Annotated in this window: 18 protein-coding genes; 6 read left to right on the top strand and 12 right to left on the bottom strand. The window is 74.1% G+C overall.

Annotated features, from left to right (window positions below; all coding sequences use genetic code 11):
* Positions 1–52: 52 nt before the first annotated feature.
* The 3 genes from AC2A1K_RS32255 to AC2A1K_RS32245 form a co-directional block, all read right to left on the bottom strand.
* On the bottom strand, positions 53–2,173 hold the full coding sequence (locus AC2A1K_RS32255; protein ID WP_483900445.1) for an NAD(P)/FAD-dependent oxidoreductase: 2,121 nt from the start codon (positions 2,171–2,173) through the stop codon (positions 53–55).
* Between the two features lie 264 nt (positions 2,174–2,437).
* Positions 2,438–3,481, bottom strand: a complete 1,044-nt coding sequence (locus tag AC2A1K_RS32250; RefSeq protein WP_483900444.1) for a winged helix DNA-binding domain-containing protein — start codon at positions 3,479–3,481, stop codon at positions 2,438–2,440.
* The gene (locus tag AC2A1K_RS32245) at positions 3,478–4,275 is read right to left on the bottom strand and encodes an alpha/beta hydrolase family protein (protein WP_483900443.1); all 798 of its coding nucleotides are present in this window, start codon (positions 4,273–4,275) and stop codon (positions 3,478–3,480) included. The genes AC2A1K_RS32250 and AC2A1K_RS32245 overlap by 4 nt, the downstream gene beginning before the upstream one ends.
* A 62-nt stretch (positions 4,276–4,337) precedes the next feature.
* On the opposite strand from AC2A1K_RS32245, the gene AC2A1K_RS32240 reads away from it, so the two are divergent.
* Complete coding sequence (locus AC2A1K_RS32240) at positions 4,338–4,886, top strand: TetR/AcrR family transcriptional regulator (protein ID WP_483900442.1); 549 nt, start codon at positions 4,338–4,340, stop codon at positions 4,884–4,886.
* Here AC2A1K_RS32240 and pheT read toward each other — a convergent pair.
* Positions 4,883–7,453, bottom strand: a complete 2,571-nt coding sequence (gene pheT, locus AC2A1K_RS32235) for a phenylalanine--tRNA ligase subunit beta (protein WP_483900441.1) — start codon at positions 7,451–7,453, stop codon at positions 4,883–4,885. The two genes, AC2A1K_RS32240 and pheT, sit on opposite strands and share 4 nt — an antisense overlap.
* Before the next feature lie 63 nt (positions 7,454–7,516).
* Entirely contained in the window at positions 7,517–8,584 is a 1,068-nt protein-coding gene (pheS, locus tag AC2A1K_RS32230) for a phenylalanine--tRNA ligase subunit alpha (protein WP_483900440.1), read from the bottom strand.
* A 224-nt stretch (positions 8,585–8,808) separates the two neighbouring features.
* On the opposite strand from pheS, the gene AC2A1K_RS32225 reads away from it, so the two are divergent.
* Genes AC2A1K_RS32225 through AC2A1K_RS32210 form a run of 4 tightly spaced genes read left to right on the top strand, consistent with a single transcriptional unit; the run spans position 8,809 to position 12,359 of the window.
* A complete protein-coding gene (locus tag AC2A1K_RS32225) occupies positions 8,809–9,804 on the top strand; it encodes an ABC transporter substrate-binding protein (RefSeq protein ID WP_483900439.1) in 996 nt (331 codons plus the stop codon).
* Entirely contained in the window at positions 9,801–10,559 is a 759-nt protein-coding gene (locus AC2A1K_RS32220; RefSeq protein WP_483900438.1) for a class I SAM-dependent methyltransferase, read from the top strand. Before AC2A1K_RS32225 ends, AC2A1K_RS32220 begins: the two co-directional genes overlap by 4 nt.
* Position 10,560: 1 nt before the next feature.
* Positions 10,561–11,601, top strand: coding sequence for a FecCD family ABC transporter permease (locus tag AC2A1K_RS32215; RefSeq protein ID WP_483900437.1), 1,041 nt, complete (start codon positions 10,561–10,563; stop codon positions 11,599–11,601).
* Positions 11,602–11,612: 11 nt separating this feature from the next.
* A complete protein-coding gene (locus AC2A1K_RS32210) occupies positions 11,613–12,359 on the top strand; it encodes an ABC transporter ATP-binding protein (RefSeq protein ID WP_483900436.1) in 747 nt (248 codons plus the stop codon).
* Positions 12,360–12,363: 4 nt separating this feature from the next.
* On the opposite strand, the gene AC2A1K_RS32205 is transcribed toward AC2A1K_RS32210, so the two are convergent.
* The 6 genes from AC2A1K_RS32205 to AC2A1K_RS32180 all read right to left on the bottom strand — a co-directional run bounded on the left by AC2A1K_RS32205 (position 12,364) and on the right by AC2A1K_RS32180 (position 18,761).
* Positions 12,364–13,197 (bottom strand): TrmH family RNA methyltransferase, encoded by an 834-nt coding sequence (locus AC2A1K_RS32205; protein WP_483900456.1) that lies wholly within the window; start codon positions 13,195–13,197, stop codon positions 12,364–12,366.
* Positions 13,194–13,598: a 50S ribosomal protein L20 gene (gene rplT, locus AC2A1K_RS32200; protein WP_483900435.1), complete on the bottom strand. Its 405-nt coding sequence runs from the start codon at positions 13,596–13,598 to the stop codon at positions 13,194–13,196. Before rplT ends, AC2A1K_RS32205 begins: the two co-directional genes overlap by 4 nt.
* A gap of 72 nt (positions 13,599–13,670) precedes the next feature.
* Positions 13,671–13,868, bottom strand: coding sequence for a 50S ribosomal protein L35 (rpmI, locus tag AC2A1K_RS32195; RefSeq protein WP_483900434.1), 198 nt, complete (start codon positions 13,866–13,868; stop codon positions 13,671–13,673).
* A 144-nt stretch (positions 13,869–14,012) separates the two neighbouring features.
* The gene (gene infC / locus AC2A1K_RS32190; RefSeq protein ID WP_483900433.1) at positions 14,013–14,609 is read right to left on the bottom strand and encodes a translation initiation factor IF-3; all 597 of its coding nucleotides are present in this window, start codon (positions 14,607–14,609) and stop codon (positions 14,013–14,015) included.
* A 282-nt stretch (positions 14,610–14,891) separates the two neighbouring features.
* Positions 14,892–17,792 (bottom strand): excinuclease ABC subunit UvrA, encoded by a 2,901-nt coding sequence (uvrA, locus tag AC2A1K_RS32185; RefSeq protein ID WP_483900432.1) that lies wholly within the window; start codon positions 17,790–17,792, stop codon positions 14,892–14,894.
* Positions 17,793–17,981: 189 nt separating this feature from the next.
* Entirely contained in the window at positions 17,982–18,761 is a 780-nt protein-coding gene (locus AC2A1K_RS32180; protein WP_483900431.1) for a DUF6597 domain-containing transcriptional factor, read from the bottom strand.
* Positions 18,762–18,814: 53 nt separating this feature from the next.
* On the opposite strand from AC2A1K_RS32180, the gene AC2A1K_RS32175 reads away from it, so the two are divergent.
* On the top strand, positions 18,815–19,387 hold the full coding sequence (locus AC2A1K_RS32175; RefSeq protein ID WP_483900430.1) for a TIGR03086 family metal-binding protein: 573 nt from the start codon (positions 18,815–18,817) through the stop codon (positions 19,385–19,387).
* A gap of 279 nt (positions 19,388–19,666) precedes the next feature.
* Here the strand turns inward: AC2A1K_RS32175 and AC2A1K_RS32170 are convergent.
* The coding region (locus AC2A1K_RS32170; protein WP_483900429.1) for a hypothetical protein at positions 19,667–19,872 on the bottom strand (206 nt) is incomplete at its 5' end.

Raw genomic sequence — 19,872 nt, 5'->3', positions numbered from 1 at the left:
GATTACTGGCTGGTATCGCTCTCCTGGCGAGCGATACCAGCCAGTAACCGACTCAGGTGGGGTCGCCGAGGGAGTGGCGCGGGCGGGACGTCGACGGGTACGGCGCCCGCGGGCCGTCGTCCTGGTTGCGCGGGGTCGACGGGAACGACGGGTGCGGCTCGCGGAACGAGCTCGTGTCGGTCGCCGAGCCGAACGACGAGAAGTCCGACGAAACGTCCGGCGAGACGCCCCGTGAGACGCCCGGTGAGACGCCCGACGAGAACGATCCGGCGGGGAACGGCTCCGCGAACGGCGGGAGGGAGGGATGCGGCTCCCGGATCGTCTCGAACCCGCCGGACTGGGTCATCGCGATCTGCATGGCCGGGATGCCCTGCGAGTCGGTCGCGCTGGCACGGGCCGGGGTGACGTCCGGGGTCGGGGTGGCGGCGCGCTGCGAGCCCGTCGCGGTCGGACCGGCGCCCCAGGTCGGGGTTCCTCCGGTCGTCGGGATCGCTCCCGTGGTGGGCTCGGAGTGCTCGGCCGGCGTCTGCGGGCCGGCCACCGGCTCCTCGGCCTCGGCCGGGGGCACGACCGTCGGCGGAGCGTCGGTGTCGGGCAGCGGGGCGGCGTCCCGACGCCCGACGGCGACGAGGTCACGGCCCAGCAGCCCGGACACCAGCCAGTCGAGGGCGATGCGCACGGTGCGGTCCGCGGTCGGCATCGCCCACAGGTGGTAGGTGCGGTGCAGCAGGAAGGCCGGCCAGCCCGTCACGCGCAGCGGGCCGATCTGGGCCGCACCGCGCCGGCGGCCCAGACCGGCCACGGCCCCCGAGTTCTTGTGGCGGTACCCGCGCAGCAGTCGCCCGGCGAGGAAGGCCTCGACGTTGCGGGCGAGCAGGCGCGCCTGTCGCACCGCGTGCTGGGCCGTCGGTGCCGTGGTCATCGGCTCGCCGTCGCGCGGGACGGGCACGGTGACGTCGGGGACGGCGGCGCAGTCGCCGGCGGTGAAGACGTGGGCGCGGTCGCGGACCTGCAGGGTCGTCGCACACCGCACGCGGCCCCGCGAGTCGAGGGGCAGGTCGGTGCGCTCGAGCAGCGGGTTCGGGACGGAGCCGGCCGCGACGACGATCGTGTCGGTGGTGAAGGTCGGCCCGCCGGCCAGCACGACCGTGCCGCCGTGCGCCGAGGTGATCTTGGCGCCGACCCGGACCTCGATGCCCCGGCGCAGCAACTGGGCGTGCACGCGGGCCGCGAGCGCCGGGCTGACCTCGGGCATGATCCGCCCGGCGGCCTCGAGGAGCACCCACTGGATCTCCTCGGCGACGTAGCCGGGCTGGTGCTTCGCGGCGCGGCGCGTCATGTCCTCGAGCTCGCCGAGCACCTCGAGGCCCGCGAACCCGCCGCCGATCACGGTGAAGGTCAGCAGGCGGCGGCGCTCGCTCGGGTCGGTCGTCGACGCGGCCGCGTCCAGCCGGGACAGGACGTGCTCGCGCAGGGCGAGCGCGTCGGTCACCGAGCGGAACGGCAGGGCGCGCTCCTCCAGCCCGGGGATCGGCAGGCGCCGGGGCGCGGTGCCGGGTGCGACCACGAGGACGTCGTAGGTGATCTCGCGGGTGCCGCCGTCGGGGAGGCTGACGACGGCGCGGCGCGAGGCGTCGTCGACGGCGGCGACCGAGCCGGTGATCACGTCGCACCGGCGCAGCGCACGCCGCAGCGGGACGGTGAGGTGGCGCGGCTCGATGGCGCCGGCCGAGGCCTCGGGGAGGAACGGCTGGTAGGTCATGTGCGCCTGCGGGTCCACCACCGTGATACCGGCGATGCCGGTGGTGGCGGCGCCGGGGCCGAGGTGGCGCCCGCCCCGGGTCCCGCCGGGGAGCCGCGCCTGCAGCGCCCGCGCCGCGACGAGGCCGGCGTAGCCGCCGCCGACGACGAGCACGCGGGCACCCTCGCCACCCCCACCCGTCTCCCGGGACCGCAGCCGGGCCAGGAACACCACCGCGACGACGCACAGGAAACCGCCGAGCGCCGCGGCGCCCCAGTGGGGCAGCGCGCCGAACACCCAGAACAGCGCCACGATGATCGGGCCGATGACGAGCAGCACGCCGCGGCCGACCACGAAGTCCGCGGTCGCCCAGGCACCGCCGGAGCTGTCCGGAGCCTCGGGGAGGGGCGGATCGTCGGGCGCGCTGGACATGCACGTACTCCTCGCTGATCGGGGTCGAGGGCTGATCGGGGTCGAAGGCTGATCGGGGTCGAGGCAGCCGGCCCGGGCGAAGGGGGAGCCCCCGGGTCACGGCCAGGTCACGCTAGGGGGGCGGATCATGGTCACGCCCGGACCTGAGAACGCGACGGGCCGTGATCCGGTCATCACGCCGCGCGGCGCGGTCACCGGTCGGGTGATCGCCCGAACGGAGGAGAAACGGACCGCTGGGCTCTCAGGAACGGCGACGAGCGGTCCTCAGGGAAGCCGGGCGTGCGCCCGGGCCACCGCGGCTCCGGTCCGGTCGTCGAGGGTGCCGAACGGGGAGACCTCCAGGCGACGGCGGGGTGCCGCCCACGTCCCCACGATCCGGCCGCGGTGGACGACGGTCGCGCGGAACACCCCGTTGCCGCCGGGGACGATCCGGTCGACGTGCTCGGGCTCGAGGACGTCGTCGCGCCGGCCGTAGCCGAGCACGAACTCGTCGAAGCCCGGGAGCAGGTGGACGCCCAAAGCCTGGCGACGGTGTGCCGCGAGGACGTCGGGCACCGCGGGGTCCATGAGGTACTCGGTCCCCTCGACCTCGAGGCTCGCGAGCTCCGGGCGCGCGACCACCAGCCCGGCGTCGACGTCGGCGGCCGGCATGGCCGTCCACCGGAGGAAGTCGTGGCGGGTGGCGGGCCCGTGCGAGCGGAAGTAGCGCCGCGCCCACTCCCCCAGCGCCTCGTCGCGCTCCAGCCGTCGCGGCGCGGGGATCCACCGGGCGACGTCGACGATCACGGGCTCGCCGTCGCGCAGCGGCCCGAAGCACAGCACGCCCGTGGACGAGAGCTCACCGAGCAGGTGGTAGCCACGGCCCTTCGCCGGCGCGAGGCCCGCCTGCTGCCAGACCGCGAACAGCTCGCCGCGCGTGGCGGGCACCGCCCCGAGGGCCAGCTCGCGGGCGCGCTCGACGTCCGCGTCGGTCACTCCGAGCTCGGCTCGCCGACGCGCCGCCTGCACGCGGGGGCGGCGCGTGCCGAGCGGGAGCATCCAGCCGAGGTCCTCGGCGGGCACGAGGTGCAGGGTCCCGCGCATCGGCCAGCTGCGGACGATCTCGCCGGCGTCGCACGCGGCCACCGCGGCCTCGCGCGAGCGGGCGGCCGTCCGCAGCGCCAGCGACGTCAGCGCGCCCGGGAGGTCCTGCGCCTGGACGGCGCCGAGGTGGCGGACGACCCCGGCGACGTCGTCGCTTCGCGCGCCCGCCAGCCCGAGGGAGACGAGCCGCAGCAGGCCGACCTCGGAGACGCGCCGCGAGCTCATGCGCCCAGATGCTGCCGGAACCACGCGACGGCGTGGGCGTCGACCTCCGCGGCGTGCGGCGTCTGCGGCGCGGGCTCCAGACCCGGCTCCTCGGCCAGCGCGTGGCCCATGCCGTCGATCACGACGAGGTCCGCGGGCCCGCTCGCTCCGGCCACGAGCTCCTGCGCCGGCTCGAGGAACGCGGTGGGCTCGTCCTCGGCCCCGACGACGAGCAGGGTCGGTGTGGTGCCGAGCTCGCCGACCCGGGTCACGTAGTCCATGCGGTCGGCGACGGCCTCGGACTCCGGCGTCCACTGGTAGTCGACCCCGAAGAGCTTCCCGAGCGTCGCCACGACCGGCCGCAGCTGCAGCATCGGGCTGACGCCGACGAGCGCGGTGACGTCGGCGCGCCGCGTGGTGACCTCCAGCGCGATCCCGGCCCCCGCCGACCCGCCGAACAGACCCAGCGGGCCACCGATCCCGAAGCGCTCGCGCAGCGCGCCCAGCGCCGCGTCGAACTCGTCGGCGGCCTCGGCGTTGACCGGCCCGTGCATGAGCATGACCGCGTCCTCGTACCCGAGGCCCATCAGCTCGTCCATGCCGCCCGCGGGCAGCCGCGCGCCCATCGTCGGCAGGCCGAGATAGATCCGCCACGCGTCGAGGCCCGCGAGCGGCAGCGCCGCCGCGAAGGCCGCCTCGCTGCGCGGCGCGTCCATGAGGTGCCAGCCGACGACGACCGGCGCGTCGGCGCGGGCACCGCTCTCGGGCGGCACCGCGAGGAAGGGGACGCCTGCCGCGGTTCCGGTCTCGGCCATGGGGAGCTCCTCACTCTCGAACTGTACGGCGTCCAGCCTACTGGACGGTGTACAGTTCGTCCATGCCCAGGACCCCCGGTCAGCGTGCCGGACTCACCCACGAGGCCGTGCTGGACGCCGCGCGCACGGTGGTCGCCGCCCGCGGGGTGCCCGGGCTCTCGATGCGCTCGGTGGCGGGCGAGCTGGGCGTCGCACCCAACGCGCTCTACAGCCACGTCGCCGACAAGGACGCGCTGGTCGACGCGCTCCTCGACGACCTGCTCGGATCCCTGACCCCCCCGCCGGCGGACGCCGACCCCGCCGCCGGGCTCCGCGGGATCATGCTCGCGACGTTCGACCTGCTCGGGCGGCACGCGGACCTGGTGCCGCTCTACCTCGCACGCCAGGGCGCCCGCGGGCCGCACGCCCGCGCGCTGGGCGAGGCGATGGTGGTGCTGCTCGCGCGCCTCGGGGTCGACGAGGCGGCGTCGGGCCGGGTCGTGCGCGCGCTCATCGTCAGCACGCTGGGCTTCGCCGCGCTCGCCGCCGCCGACGCGCCGCTGGGGAACGCCGAGCTGCGCGCCGACCTCGAGGTCACGCTGGACTGGATCGTCCGGGGTGCCGCGACCTAGCGCAGCCGCGCCCCGACCCGCTCGGACGCGGTCTCGACGGCCGCGTCGCGCCGGGCGGACGCCTCCTCGAGGGTCAGCGTCCGGTCGGGGGCGCGCAGGCGCAGCGCGAAGGCGAGCGAACGCTTACCCTCCCCGACCTGCGGGCCCGTGTAGACGTCGAACAGGCGCACGTCCTCGACGAGGTCGCCGCCGCCGTCGCGCAGCGCCGAGACCACCGCGGCGGCGGGCACGGCCTGGTCGAGGACCAGCGCCACGTCGAGCAGCACCGGCGGGAACGAGGACACGGCGGGCACCGGGCGGTCCTCGGCGAGCGGGAGCCGGTCGAGCTCGAGCTCCATCGCGCAGGTCCGGGCGGGCAGGCCGAGCGCCTCGAGGACCTTCGGGTGCAGCTCGCCGGCGTGCCCGACGAGCGTGTCGCCGAGGTGCAGCGCCGCGCAGCGTCCGGGGTGCCAGGGCGCGTGGACGTCGGCGGTCACGGTCAGCTCCGCGCCGTACACGCGGCCCACGAGGCGGGCGGCCTCGACGGCGTCGGCCCAGTCGGCGGGACGGCCCGGGCCCCACCAGCCGGCGCGCTCCCACGCGCCGGTGAGCACCGCGCCGACCCGCAGCGGCTGGGAGGGCAGGCCCTCGAGCACCGAGGCGATCGCCGCGTCGTCCGGGCGGGTGTCGACGGGCAGCACCGGGGCCGTGGGCTGGTCGCCCGGACCCGGCCGCACCACCTGGCCGATCTGGTAGAGCGCGAGATCGCGCAGGCCGCGGGAGACGTTGCGGACCACGGCGTCGAGCAGGCCGGGCAGCAGCGTCGTCGCCATCAGCGAACGGTCGGCGTCGAGCGGATTCGCCAGGCGCAGCGCGTTGCGGCGGTCGTCGTCGGCGTCGAGGCCGAACGCGTCGAACACCGCGGGGGCCACGAACGGCGAGGGCAGCACCTCGTCGTACCCGGCGTCGGCCAGCGCCCGCGACACCTGGCGCCGGCGGCGCTGGGCGAGCGTGAGGCCGGTGCCCGGCCGCGCGGCGGGCAGCTCCGACGGGATGCCTTCGTAGCCCTCGAGCCGCAGGACCTCCTCGACGAGGTCGGCCGGGCGCGTGAGGTCGGGGCGCCACGTCGGCGGCACGGCCCGCAGGCCGGCACCGCCGCTGTCCCCGGGGTCGGCGCCGGCGACCTCGACGGCGCAGCCGATCTGGGAGAGCCGCCGGACCACGGCCCCGCGCTCGTAGCGGGTGCCGGCGACGCGGTCGGGCAGGTCGAGGGCCATGACGACGGGCTCCGGGGCGGTCACGCCGCCCTCGTCGGTGACGCCCGGGGCGACGGTCGCGCCGCCGTAGTTGGCGAGCAGCCAGGCGGCGCGGTCGGTGGCGGCGCGCGCCACGCCCGGGTCGACCTCGCGCTCGAAGCGGCGCGCGGCCTCGCTGGGCAGCCGATGGCGGCGGGCCGCGCGGGCGACCGACGGCGCGTCCCAGGTGGCGGCCTCGAGCAGGACGTCCGAGGTCCCGGTGCCGACCTCGGTGCTCGCCCCGCCCATGACGCCCGCGAGGCCGATCGGCCCGGAGTCGTCGGTGACGACCACGTCGTCGACGTCGAGGGCCCGCTGGGCGTCGTCCAGCGTGGTGATCTTCTCGTCGGCCGTGGCGCGCCGGACGACGACCTCACCGGTGACGGTGGCCGCGTCGTAGGCGTGCATCGGCTGGCCCAGCTCCAGCATCACGTAGTTGGTGACGTCGACGGCCAGCGAGATCGGACGGACCCCGCAGAGCAGCAGGCGCCGGCGCAGCCACCACGGCGACGGGGCGGTGGGGTCGAGCTCGGTGACCCGGCGGGCGACGAAGCGCCGGCACTGCGAGGACGGGTCGAGCCGCACGGGCCAGGCTGTGTCGTCGCTGCCGTCCTGGGCGGGCAGGTCGTGGCCGAGCAGCGCCGGATCGCCGTAGGGCGCGTCCAGCGCGCACGCGAGCTCGCGGGCCAGGCCGCGCACCGAGAGGCAGTAGCCGCGGTCGGGCGTCACGGCGATGTCGAGCACGGCGTCGTCCAGCCCGAGCAGCGCCGCCCCGTCGTCGCCGGGGTCGGCGGTGCCGGGCGGCAGCACGAGGATGCCGCTGTGGTCGTCACCGAGGCCCAGCTCGTCGAGCGCGCAGATCATGCCGTCGGAGACGCGGCCGTAGGTCGTGCGCGCCGCGATCGCGAAGTCGCCGGGCAGCACCGCGCCGGGCAGGGCGACCACGACGAGGTCGCCCTCGGCGAAGTTGGTCGCGCCGCAGACGATCCCGCGCGTGCCGGTGTCCTCCTCGTCGTGCTCCGGCCCCACGGCCCGGGTCGAGCTCCGCTGCGCTTCCTCTCCCACGTCGACCCGGCAGTACCGGATCGGCTTCTTGAACTCGGTGAGCTCCTCGACCGACGCGACGCGGCCGACCACGAGCGGGCCGGTCGTCGTCGGGACGGGGAGGACGTCCTCGACCTCGAGCCCGACCCGGATCAGCGCCTCGGCGACGGCGTCGGCCGTCGGCGCGGGAGCGTCGTCCTGCGAGGACAGGTCGACGTGCTCGAGGAGCCACGAGACGGGGACGCGCACGGCGGGGCCTTTCTGGAGCTCTGGGGAAGGAGTCGAGGGCCGGGGCTCAGGGCTGAGTCGAGATCAAGGTTCGACGGCGAACGCCGAGGTGAACCGCACGTCGCCCTCGACCATGTCGCGCATGTCGGGCAGCCCGTTGCGGAACATCAGCGTGCGCTCGAGGCCCATCCCGAAGGCGAAGCCGGAGTAGACGTCCGGATCGACGCCGCAGGCGCGCAGGACGTTGGGGTCGACCATGCCGCAGCCGCCCCACTCGACCCAGCCGGCGCCGCCCTTCTTCTGCGGGAACCAGACGTCGGGCTCGGCCGACGGCTCGGTGAACGGGAAGTACGACGGCCGCAGGCGGATCGTCGACTCCTCGCCGAACATCGCGCGGGCGAACGCGTCGAGCGTGCCCTTGAGGTGGGCCATGGTCAGGCCCTTGTCGATGGCCAGGCCCTCGATCTGGTGGAACACCGGGGTGTGGGTGGCGTCCAGCTCGTCGGTGCGGAACGTCCGTCCCGGGCACACGACGTAGACGGGCAGGTCACGCTCGAGCAGGGCGCGGATCTGCACCGGCGACGTGTGGGTGCGCAGCACCTGGCGGGCCGCGGCGGGCTCCACGTGGAAGGTGTCCTGCATCGTGCGCGCCGGGTGGTCGGGCAGGAAGTTCAGCGCGTCGAAGTTGAACCACTCCGACTCGACCTCGGGACCCTCGGCGACCTCGTAGCCCATCGCGACGAAGATGTCGGCGATCCGCTCCGAGAGCTGCGTGAGTGGGTGGCGGCTGCCGCGCGGGTGCCGGTCGCCGGGCAGCGTGACGTCGACGGCCTCCTCGGCCAGCATCCGCTCGTCGCGCTCGGCGGAGAGCACCTCGTGGCGCTCGTCGTACGCGGCCTGGATGGCCACGCGGACCTCGTTGACCCGCTTGCCCGACTCCGAGCGCGCCTGCGGCGGCAGCGCCCCGATCTCGCGGCGTGCGGTGAGCACCGGCGAGCGGTCGCCGAGGTGGGCGGGCTTGAGCGCGGTGAGCGCCTCGAGCGTGTCGGCGTTCGCGAACGCCGACGAGGCGCCCGCGCGGGCGGCGTCGAGCGTCTCGGGGTCGAGCGCCGCGACCTGCTTGGGGTCGTAGAGGTCGTTGGTGCCGGACATCGAGGTCGTCTCGCTCCTGCAGCTTCTCACGGGATGCCGTACGGGACGTCCGATCGTATCGGAGCAGGTCGAACCGGCTCCACGGCGACACCTGCCTCGACCGATCCGTCACTTCATCATGTGACTACCTACACAGATGATCTGATGGCTCGAGATGGTGATCTACTTTGCGCAGACCGCGTGACGGGCGCGGCTCCGTCAGGGGTGAGGACGAGAGGAGTCGCATGCGCTCGACCCGGCTGGTGGTCCTCGCGAGCATCGCCACCGCCGTGGTAGGTCTCACGGCGTGCTCGTCGTCCGGGCGGGAGAGCGCAGCGCCCGCTGCGGTCACGCTCACCAACTGCGGTGTGCCGGTCGCGCAGCACGGGCCCGCGACGAGGGCCGTCGCGATCGACCAACCGGCGGTCGAGCTACTGCTCGCCCTCGGTCTCGGCGACCGGATGGTCGGCTACGCCACGAGCGACAGTCGGCTCCTGCCCGAGCTCGAGCCGGAGGCGGCGCGCGTCCGACCGTTCGACGCGCCGTACCCGTCGCTCGAGTCCGTCCTCGAGCGCGCGCCCGACCTCATCTACACGACCTTCGACTACACGCTGACCGACGAAGGCGTCGCCGACCGCCGACGGTTCACCGACGCCGGTATCGCCACCTACCAGTCGCCCACCGAGTGCGGTGGCCAGGACGCCGTTCAACCGCGACCGCTGACCACCGACGACCTCTACCGTGAGATCGGCGAAGTCGCGGCACTGTTCGGGGCGGCCGACCGCGGAGATCGGCTGGTGGCCGACCTGCGATCGCGGGAGGCGTCCGCGACCGCCGGACCGGGCGCGCCTCCGGTGCGGATGGCCTGGTGGTACTCCTCCACCACGACCCCGTACATCGCCGGCTGCTGCGGGGCCCCCGGAATGATCACGCGCGCGGTGGGTGCCACCAACGCCTTCGAGGACTCACGTCAGCTCTGGCCCGAGACCGGCTGGGAGGCGATCGTGGACAGGGACCCCGACGTGCTCGTCCTCGCCGACCTCGCCCGGGGGGAGGACGGGGACAGCGCCGAGGCCAAGAGGCGCTTCCTCGAGTCCGACCCGGTCGCACGCAACCTCACCGCGGTGCGTGAACGGCGGTACATCGTCATCGACGGCACGAGCATGGACCCCTCGATCCGGAACGTGGCGGCCATCGAACAGGTCGCCGCGGGCCTGCGGACGCTGGGGCTGCGCCCGTGAGCACGGATGGCGAGGTCCTCGCCGGGTGGGAGGACCAACAATCCGCCTACGTGGCGGCGCGCGAAGCGCGCTTCGAGGCGATCCTCGACGTGCTCGCCCTGCAGTTGCCGACGCCCTTCACGGTGGTGGACCTCGGGTGCGGACCGGGGTCGCTCACCCTCCGCCTCCTGCGGCGGTTTCCCGAAGCGACGGTCGTCGGTGTGGACCACGACCCGGCGCTGCTCACCCTGGCCCGCCGTGGCGTCGAGACATTCGGGGCCCGCGCGGCCCTGGTCGATGCCGACCTGCTGGGCACCGAGTGGGTGCAGCACGTCCGGGACGCCGCCGCGCAGCCGCCGTCCGCGGTGGTCTCGACGACGGCTCTGCACTGGCTCCCGGCCGAGAAGCTCGTCCCGACGTTCGCGTCGATCCACGGCCTGCTGCCCGACGGTGGGGTCTTCCTCGACGGCGACAACCTGCGCTTCGACGGACGGACTCCACGCATGGCGCGCTGGGCGCGCGAGCACGAGGCCGCGAACACCCGGGGCGCCCTGGCCGCCGGAGCCGACGACTGGGACACCTGGTGGGACCGGGCCCTCCGGCTTCCCGGCATGGCCGAGCTCGCCGAGGAGCGCACCCGTCGCTTCGCCGGTCGGGACCCCAACCCGCCGACCGCCCTGGACTTCCGCCTCGCCGCCCTCGGCCACGCGGGCTTCGTCGAGGTCGGCACGGTCTGGCAGCTCTTCGACGACTTCGTCGTCTACGGAGTCGCCTGACGTGTCCCGGGTGGTCGGCGATCGCGTTCGACGCCGGGTCCCCACCGCCCTGTGGCCTGCGGCGGTCGTCCTCCTGCTGTTCTCGGTGGCGGCCACCGCGACCATCGGGCCCGCCGACCTCTCGGTCGGCCAGGTCGTCGACGTCGCCGTCAGCCGCCTGCTGGGCCGGGACCTCGCGCCGGCCGACGTCCTGCGGGGGGTCATCGTCTGGGACGTCCGCCTGCCGCGGGGCTTCCTCGCCCTGTGCTGCGGCGCCGGCCTGGGGATCTGCGGGACCGTGCTGCAGTCGCTGCTGCGCAACCCTCTCGGAGACCCCTACATCCTCGGGATCTCCTCCGGCGCGTCCGCGGGCGCGGTGATCGTCTCCGTGCTCGGCGTCGGCGCCATGCTCGGACTCTCGGGTGGCGCGTTCGTCGGCTGCCTGGTCGCGATCACCGCCGTCCTCGCGCTGACCAGGGTCGCCGGGGCCGGGCCGGACCGCCTCGTCCTGGCCGGCGTCGCGGTCACCCAGTTGCTCTCCGCGCTCACCTCGTTCCTGGTCGTCACGTCCGCGGACCCCGAGCAGACCCGTGGCGTGCTCTTCTGGTTGCTCGGCTCGGTCGCCGGGGCCCGCTGGTCCGACGGCGCCGTCGTCTTCGTCGTGGTCCTGCTCGGTGGCGCGGTGTGCCTGAGCCAGGCCCGGACCCTCGACGCCTTCGCCTTCGGTGAGGACGCGGCCGCCGCGCTCGGGATCCAGGTCGCCCGCGCCCGGACGGTCCTGCTGGTCACCACCGCTGCCACCACCGCCGTCGTCGTCAGCGCCGTGGGCGCGATCGGCTTCGTCGGCCTGGTCCTCCCCCACGCGGCACGCGCCCTCGTCGGCCCGGCGCACCGGCTGCTGCTGCCCACCACCGCGTTGCTGGGCGCGATCTACCTGACCTGGGTCGACGCCGTCGCCCGCGTGATCATCGCACCGCAGGAGATGCCGGTCGGCGTGGTCACCGCCCTGCTCGGAGTGCCGGTCTTCGCCCTCATCCTCGGCCGCCGGGGCCGGCGATCGTGACGCTGCGCTCCGTGGAGGCGTCCTGGTCGGCGGGCGGGGTCCTCGTCGTCGACGGCGTCAGCCTCACCGTCGAGCCCGGGGCGACGCTCGGGCTGCTCGGACCCAACGGCTCCGGCAAGTCCTCGCTGCTGCGCCTCCTCGCCGGGCTGCGCACCACGACCTCGGGGGTGGTCACGCTGGACGGGCACGAGCTGCCCGGCTGGCGGCGCTCCGAGCTCGCCCGCCGCATCGCGGTCATGGACCAGCAGGCGGTCACCGAGCTCGACCTGCTCGTCGCCGACGTGATCGGTCTCGGCCGCACCCCGCACCGCGGCGCGTGGGCGGGCCCCGGGGAGGCCGACGAGCGCGCCGTGCGGGAAGCCGCCGAGGTCGTCGGGGTCGACGGTCTGCTCGGCCGCTCCTGGCACTCGCTCTCGGGCGGCGAGCGCCAGCGCACCCAGCTCGCCCGGGCGCTCGCCCAGCAACCCCTCGAGCTGCTGCTCGACGAACCCACGAACCATCTCGATGTCAACCACCAGCTGGAGATCCTCGATCTCGTCCGCGGCCTGCCCCTGACCGCCGTCGTCGCCCTGCACGATCTTGATCTTGCCGCGCAGTTCTGCGACGTCCTGGCCGTCCTCGTGGCGGGCCGTCTACGCGCCGTCGGACCCCCGCGCGAGGTGCTCACTCCCGAGCTCATCGCCGAGGTCTTCGGCGTCGACGCGGTCGTCGGGGAGGACGAAGCGGGCCTGTGGGTGCGGTGCCGGCCGTTGCGGTGACCGATCAGACGCGCTGGGCGCGCGCCGACGCGTAGAGGCACACCGCCGCGGCCGTCGCCAGGTTCAGGCTCTCCGCCCGGCCGTGGATCGGGACGCGCACCCGGTGGTCGGCGAGGGAGGCGGTCCGGTCGTCGAGCCCGTGGGCCTCGCTGCCGAACACCCACGCGGTGGGCCGCGCGAGCAGGGCGTCGGCGCCGGCGTCGAGCACGGTCTCGCCGCCGCCCGCGGCCGCCAGCAGGGTCAGACCCCGCCCGCGCAGCGCGTCCACCACCGCGTCGACGTCGCGGGAGACCCCCAGCGGGAGATGGAACAGGCTGCCCATGGTCGAGCGCACGCACTTGCCGTTGTGCGGGTCGACGGCATCCCCCGCCAGGATCACCGCGCCGGCGCCCGCGGCGTCGCTCGTGCGGATGACCGTGCCGGCGTTGCCGGGGTCGGCGACGCCGACGAGCACGGCGACCAGGCGCGGCGCGGCACCGAGGGCCGTGTCGAGGTCGACGGTGACCGTGGAGCAGACGGCGGCGACGCCCTGCGGGGTCACGGTGTCCGAGAGCCCGGCCGCGGCCTTCTCGGTGACGCGGGCGGTGCGGATCCCGGCGGCGGTCGCCCGGTCCTCCAGCGCGGGGTCCCGGTCGGCGACGGCGTCGGTGAGGAAGAGGTCGTGCACCCTGCGGTTCGTGTCCCCGTCCCCGGCCTCCTCGGCCCAGGTCAGCGCTTCGTGCACCGGACGCACGCCCTCGACGAGGAAGCGCCCGGCCTCGAGACGCGCCGCGCGCCGCAGCAGCTTGCGGGCTGCGGCGACGCGCGGCGTGCGCTCGGTGAGGAGTCCTGGGCTCAGGCGGCGTCCTCGTTCTTCGTGTTCTTGTCAGCGGCGTTCTTGTCCGCGGGGACCGCCGCGCGGGCGACCTCGACGAGCGCGGTGAACGCCGCCGGGTCGGACACGGCGATCTCCGCGAGGTTCTTGCGGTCGACCTCGACGCCGGCGAGCTTGAGGCCCTGCATGAACCGGTTGTAGGTCATGTCGTTGGAGCGCGCCGCCGCGTTGATGCGGGTGATCCACAGCTGACGGAAGTCGCCCTTGCGCTGCTTGCGGTCGCGGTACGCGTACGTCAGCGAGTGGAGCGTCTGCTCCTTGGCCTTGCGGTAGAGCCGGGAGCGCTGGCCGCGGTAGCCGCTGGCCATCTCCAGGGTCGTGCGTCGCTTCTTCTGCGCGTTGACCGCGCGCTTCACGCGTGCCACGTGGTCCTGCCTTCGATCGAATCAGGGGCGGGTGGGTCCGCCTGAGGGGGTTCGGCGGGTGCGGGGTGGGGCTCAGAGCCCGCCGAGCAGGCGCTTGACGCGGCCGGTGTCCTGGGGCGCGACCTCGGTGTTGCCGGAGAGCTGGCGCGTCTTGTGGCTGGACTTCTTCTCCAGCAGGTGGCGCTTGCCGGCCTTCTCGCGCAGCAGCTTGCCGCTGCCGGTCACCTTGATGCGCTTCTTGGTGCCGCTGTGCGACTTGTTCTTCGGCATGTCCTGTCCTTGCTCCTCGAGCGGATCGGGGTCTCTCCGCCGGGGGGTGTCGACGTCCGTACCGACGCTCACGGTGACGGTACGGGCGCCCGGGAACCCGGCCGTGCCCACCCCGGGGTGGGCGCGGCCGGTCGTGCGGGAAGGTCAGCCCGCCGGCTCGGGGGCCGGTTCGGCCTGCTCCTGCGCGGCGCGGGGCGCCTTCTGCGGCTTCTTGTTCGGCGCGAGGACCATCGTCATGTTGCGGCCGTCCTGCTTCGGCGTGGCCTCGACGTAGCCCAGCTCACCGACGTCCTCCGCGAGGCGCTGCAGCAGGCGGAAGCCCAGTTCCGGGCGCGACTGCTCGCGGCCACGGAACATGATGGTGACCTTGACCTTGTGACCCTGCCCGAGGAAGCGGGTCACGTGACCCTTCTTCGTCTCGTAGTCGTGAGGGTCGATCTTCGGCCGGAGCTTCTGCTCCTTGATCACCGTCTGCTGCTGGTTGCGCCGCGACTCGCGGGCCTTCTGCGCGCTCTCGTACTTGAACTTGCCGTAGTCCATGAGCTTGCAGACCGGCGGGCGGGCCTGGGCGGCCACCTCGACCAGGTCGAGGTCGGCCTCGCGGGCCAGGCGGAGGGCGTCCTCGATACGGACGATCCCGACCTGCTCGCCGTTGGGGCCGACCAGTCGCACCTCGGGAACGCGGATGCGCTCGTTGATGCGGGTCTCTGTGCTGATGAGCTCTCCTCGGGTCCGTGGCACTGTCCCTGCGACCCGGCGTGAGCAGCCCCGATGAACGTCGGGCCCCGCGCCACGCGAGGTGGCGGCAGGGCCCACGGTCGACCGATCCATGCCTCCCGCGGGAGACGGCGTCGCCGAGCCACTCACGTGCCTCGGCTCCTGGACCGGAACCCGCTCACCTGTGGCGGTGGACGGGTGGGAGCCCGGGGCTCCACTTGCCGCTCGGTGGACGCGGAACCCCCACCGAGCTGGTCGCTCACCGCACAACGTACCACTGCGCTGCGGTGTTCCCCGGTCGCGGGGTCAGCCGGCCTTCTTCGCCCGGCTCTTGCGGACCGGCCCGGCGTCGGGCTCGACGAGCTTGGCGAGGAACTGGCCGGTGTAGCTCTCGGGCACCGCCGCGATCTGCTCCGGCGTGCCCTGGGCGACGACGGTGCCGCCGTTGTTGCCGCCCTCGGGACCCATGTCCACGACCCAGTCGGACACCTTGATGATGTCCAGGTTGTGCTCGATGACGAGCACCGTGTTGCCCTTGTCGACCAGCCCGTTGATGACCCCGAGCAGCTTGCGGATGTCCTCGAAGTGCAGGCCGGTGGTCGGCTCGTCGAGGATGTAGATCGTCCGGCCCGCGGAGCGCTTCTGCAGCTCCGAGGCGAGCTTGACGCGCTGGGCCTCGCCGCCGGACAGGGTCGGCGCGGGCTGGCCGAGGCGCACGTAGCCCAGACCGACCTCGGTGAGCGTCTGCAGGTGGCGGTGGATCGCGCCGATCGGTTTGAAGAACTCGGCGGCCTCCTCGATCGGCATGTCGAGGACCTCGGCCACGTTCTTGCCCTTGTAGTGCACCTCGAGGGTCTCGCGGTTGTACCGTGCGCCCTTGCACACCTCGCAGGGCACGTAGACGTCGGGCAGGAAGTTCATCTCGATCTTGATCGTGCCGTCGCCCGCGCACGCCTCGCAGCGCCCGCCCTTGACGTTGAACGAGAACCGTCCGGGCCCGTAGCCGCGCACCTTCGCCTCGTTGGTGGCGGCGAAGAGCTTGCGCATGTGGTCCCAAACGCCGGTGTAGGTCGCCGGGTTGGACCGCGGCGTGCGCCCGATCGGCGACTGGTCGACGCGCACGAGCTTGTCGAGGTGCTCGATGCCGGTGACCCGGGTGTGGCGCCCCGGGACCTGGCGGGCCTTGTTGAGCTTGTTGGCCAGCACCGTCGCGAGGATGTCGTTCACCAGCGTCGACTTGCCCGACCCGGACACACCGGTGATCGACACCAGGCAGCCGAGGGGGAAGTCGACGTCCACGTCGTGCAGGTTGTGCTCGCGCGCGCCGACGACGCCGACCTGGCGCTTCTTGTCGACGGGCCGACGGACCGGCGGGACCGGGATCTCCTCACGGCCGGCCAGGTAGGCCCCGGTGAGCGACTCCTCGCTCTGCTCGAGACCGGCGACCGGCCCGGAGTAGACGACGCGCCCGCCGTGCTCGCCCGCGCCCGGGCCGATGTCGACCACCCAGTCGGACGCGCGGACGGTGTCCTCGTCGTGCTCGACGACGATGAGCGTGTTCCCCAGGTCGCGCAGCCGCGACAGCGTGTCGATCAGCCGGCGGTTGTCGCGCTGGTGCAGCCCGATCGAGGGCTCGTCGAGGACGTAGAGCACGCCGACCAGGCCCGACCCGATCTGCGTGGCCAGCCGGATGCGCTGGGCCTCGCCACCCGAGAGCGTCGCCGCGGCGCGGGCCAGCGACAGGTAGTCGAGCCCGACGTCGAGCAGGAAACCGAGGCGGGCGTCGATCTCCTTGAGCACCGCACCGGCGATGACCTGCTCGCGGTGGCCGAGGACCAGGCCCGTCATGAACTCGGCGCAGTCGGCCACCGAGAGCGCGCAGACCTCGGCGATCGAGCGGTCGCCCAACGACTGGTGGCGCAGGGTGACCGCGAGGATCTCGGGCTTGAGCCGCGTGCCGCCGCAGGCGGGGCACGGGACGTCGCGCATGTAGCCCTCGTAGCGCTCGCGGGCGCTGTCGGACTCGGCCTGGTCGAGCCGGCGCTCGAGGAACGGCACAACACCCTCGAACGAGGCGTAGTACGAGCGCTCGCGGCCGTAGCGGTTGCGGTAGCGCACGTGCACCTGCTCGTCGGAGCCGTGCAGCACCGCCTTCTGCACGCGCGCCGGCAGTTTGCGCCACGGGGCGTCCATGCGGAAGCCGACCTGCTCGGACAGCGCCGTGAGCAGCCGCGTGAAGTACTCGGCGGACTGGCCGATCGCCCAGGGCGCGATGGCGCCGTCGGCGAGCGAGAGCTCGTCGTCGGGCACCAGCAGCTCGGGGTCGACCTCCTTCTTGATGCCCAGGCCGGTGCACGTCGGGCAGGCGCCGTAGGGCGAGTTGAAGGAGAAGGCGCGGGGCTCGAGGTCGTCCACCTGGAGCTGGTGGCCGTTGGGGCAGGCCATCCGCTCGGAGAAACGACGCTCGCGCTCCGGGTCGTCCTCGGCGAGGTCGACGAAGTCGAGCACGAGGATGCCCTCGGCCAGGCGCAGCGCGGTCTCGACCGAGTCGGTGAGGCGCTGCTTGGCGCTCGACTTCACCGACAGGCGGTCGACCACCACCGCGATGTCGTGCTTCTCCTGCTTCTTCAGCGTCGGCGGCTCGGAGAGCGGATAGACCGTGCCGTCGACCAGCACGCGGGAGTAGCCCTGCCCCTGGAGCTGGCTGAACAGGTCGACGTACTCGCCCTTGCGGCCGCGGATGACCGGCGCGAGGACCTGGAACCGGCGGCCCGGCTCCATCTCGAGCACCTGGTCGACGATCTGCTGCGGCGTCTGCTTGGAGATGATCTCGCCACAGGTCGGGCAGTGGGGCGTGCCGGCCCGCGCGTAGAGGAGCCGCAGGTAGTCGTAGACCTCGGTGATGGTGCCGACCGTGGAGCGGGGGTTGCGGCTGGTGGACTTCTGGTCGATCGACACCGCGGGCGAGAGGCCCTCGATGAAGTCGACGTCGGGCTTGTCCATCTGCCCGAGGAACTGGCGTGCGTAGGCCGACAGCGACTCCACGTACCGGCGCTGGCCCTCGGCGAAGATCGTGTCGAACGCCAGGCTCGACTTGCCGGAGCCCGACAGGCCGGTGAAGACGACCAGGCTGTCCCGGGGCAGGTCGAGGTCGACGCCCGTGAGGTTGTGCTCACGGGCGCCCTGGACGACGAGACGATCGACCACGTGCGGGGCCTCCAGGCTCGGGGCGAGACGTGCCGGGGTGACGACACGCCCCTGTGGATATCTGGGTCGGATGTCTCTTCCCCCGGTCCTCTCCATGCTAGGAGCGACCCCCGACAACGGCCGTGCCACCTCGGTTCCGCGCGACCGGGGTGGGCGTGCGGGCGACGACCGGTTGGGCCGTGCGAGTGGTCAGTCCGCCGGATAGCGCCGGGCGTACCAGGTGGGCGGTTCACCGAACAGATCCGCGAAGTCGCGGGAGAGATGTCCCTGGTCGGCGTAGCCGAGCGTCGCGGCCAGGTCCGCCCAGTCGACCCGGCCGCCTGCCTCGAGCCGCCCGACGACCTCCTCGAGCCGGTAGCGCCGGATGACCCACTTCGGGCCGAGGCCGACGTGCTCGGCGAACAGCCGCTGCACGGTGCGCATCCCGAGCCCGGCCGAGGCGGCGAGCCGGTCGACGCGCGCGATCGTCGGGTCGGCGGCGATCTGCGCGACGAGCTCGCCTGCCTGCTGCGCGGCGCGGGGAGGCTCGCCGTCCGGGAGGCGGGCGCGGAGCCAGCCGCCCATGTCCCCGTCCCACAGCGGCCCGCCGGCGAGTCCCGGCACGTCGGCGACGTCGAGCTCCCGGTCGACGAGCGCGCTGACCGGCCCTGCGGCGAGCGCCCGGAACACCCCGGGCCGGAAGGCTGCCCCGACCACCGAGCTGCGCCCCTCCAGCGTCCGGACCATGTGCCGGCTCCGGGGACCGACGACGTGCGGCGGCGCGTCGCCGATGGCCGAGACGTGCACCTGCGGCAGCGGCACGATCTTCTGGCGGTAGGGCTCCGCGTACTCCCAGGACGCCGTCCAGAGCCGCGACACCCAGGGTGCGAGGCGCTCGTCGGGCTCGTGCCCGGCGATCCGCTGCGCGGTGCGCCAGTGCCCGCCGAGCTCCCGTGGGTCGCGCCGTGGGTCGCGCCGTGGGTCGCGCATCTGTCGCGTTCCTCCATGACCCGGGCCGTCGGTGCTGGCTAGCGTCCCGCCTCGTGTTCCCCGACTTCACGCCCCGGCCCCACCTCGTCGCCGCCGCCGCGGCCCCGCACGAGAAGCTCCTCGACGCGGCCGCCGACCAGCTCGACGCCCTCGTGCCCTGCGCGGGCTGGACCGTTCGCGACCTCGCCGAGCACATGATGACGTGGACGCCGGTGCTCGCCGGTGCGGGACGCGGCGCGCCGCCGGAGCCCGCCCCCCGCGCCCTCGGGGACGGCTGGCCGGCCGTGCTCGGGGCCGAGCGCGACGACCTCGTGGCGGTCTTCGGCGAACCGCAGGCCTGGCAGGGCACCACGACGATGACGAGCTCGGAGATCCCGTCGGCGGTCGTCGGCACGATGACGCTGTGCGAGCTGGTGCTGCACGCCTGGGACCTCGGTCGCGGGCTCGGCGAGCCGGTGAGCTGGGACGACGCGCTGCTCGCGGAGGTCCACGAGGCGCTCTCCCAGCTCACGCCGCTGGGCCGGCAGATGGGCGCGTTCGGCCCGGCCGTGGACGTCCCCGCCGACGCGCCGCTGCTCGATCGCGTCGTCGCCGTGGCGGGCCGCGACCCGGCCTGGACGCCCTGAGCCACGGACCTGATCGGACCTGTGCAACGACGCGCGGGTGGGCGCGCCGGGCCGGCGTCGTCGCCATGGACCGCGGGCAGGATGGAGGCCATGGACGAGGTCGACCCGGCGGACCTGGCGCGGCTGCGGTCGCGCAAGGGCCTGGACCGCCGAGACGGGTGGCGGGTGCCGGCACCGCGCCGTGGTGATGAGCGAGGACGAGATCCCGCGGTGCGAGGACTGCGGCGAGACGCTGAGCCCGGACGCCCTCCGCACGGCGGGCCACAAGCCCGTGCGGCGCTAGGTGTACCCGGCCAGGAGGTTGGTGACGGTGCGGCGTGGCTGATTGCACAAGGAAGGCCCTTCGGGCGGGGTGGAGGTGTCTGACGCCGCCGCCACGCCACGAAGGGCCTTCCCGTGCACGCTAACGCCCGCCTGACCTTCCACGGGCGCACCACTTTGGTGCGTCGTGTCCGCATCGATGACCGCCCGGTTGCGCATGTCGC

The sequence above is a fragment of the Actinomycetospora sp. 2LY8.5 genome, assembly GCF_057180585.1.
The sequence above is the reverse complement of the archived record's forward strand: the minus strand, read 5'-3'. Positions and strand labels throughout refer to the sequence as shown.

Excerpts from the sequence above, each read along its gene's own strand:
- pheS (WP_483900440.1), bottom strand. The coding sequence starts at position 8,584 with ATGTCCGGCACCAACGACCTCTACGACCCCAAGCAGGTCGCGGCGCTC.
- AC2A1K_RS32255 (WP_483900445.1), bottom strand. The coding sequence starts at position 2,173 with ATGTCCAGCGCGCCCGACGATCCGCCCCTCCCCGAGGCTCCGGACAGC.
- AC2A1K_RS32245 (WP_483900443.1), bottom strand. The coding sequence starts at position 4,275 with ATGGCCGAGACCGGAACCGCGGCAGGCGTCCCCTTCCTCGCGGTGCCG.
- AC2A1K_RS32240 (WP_483900442.1), top strand. The coding sequence starts at position 4,338 with ATGCCCAGGACCCCCGGTCAGCGTGCCGGACTCACCCACGAGGCCGTG.
- AC2A1K_RS32180 (WP_483900431.1), bottom strand. The coding sequence starts at position 18,761 with ATGCGCGACCCACGGCGCGACCCACGGCGCGACCCACGGGAGCTCGGC.
- rpmI (WP_483900434.1), bottom strand. The coding sequence starts at position 13,868 with ATGCCGAAGAACAAGTCGCACAGCGGCACCAAGAAGCGCATCAAGGTG.
- AC2A1K_RS32250 (WP_483900444.1), bottom strand. The coding sequence starts at position 3,481 with ATGAGCTCGCGGCGCGTCTCCGAGGTCGGCCTGCTGCGGCTCGTCTCC.
- AC2A1K_RS32225 (WP_483900439.1), top strand. The coding sequence starts at position 8,809 with ATGCGCTCGACCCGGCTGGTGGTCCTCGCGAGCATCGCCACCGCCGTG.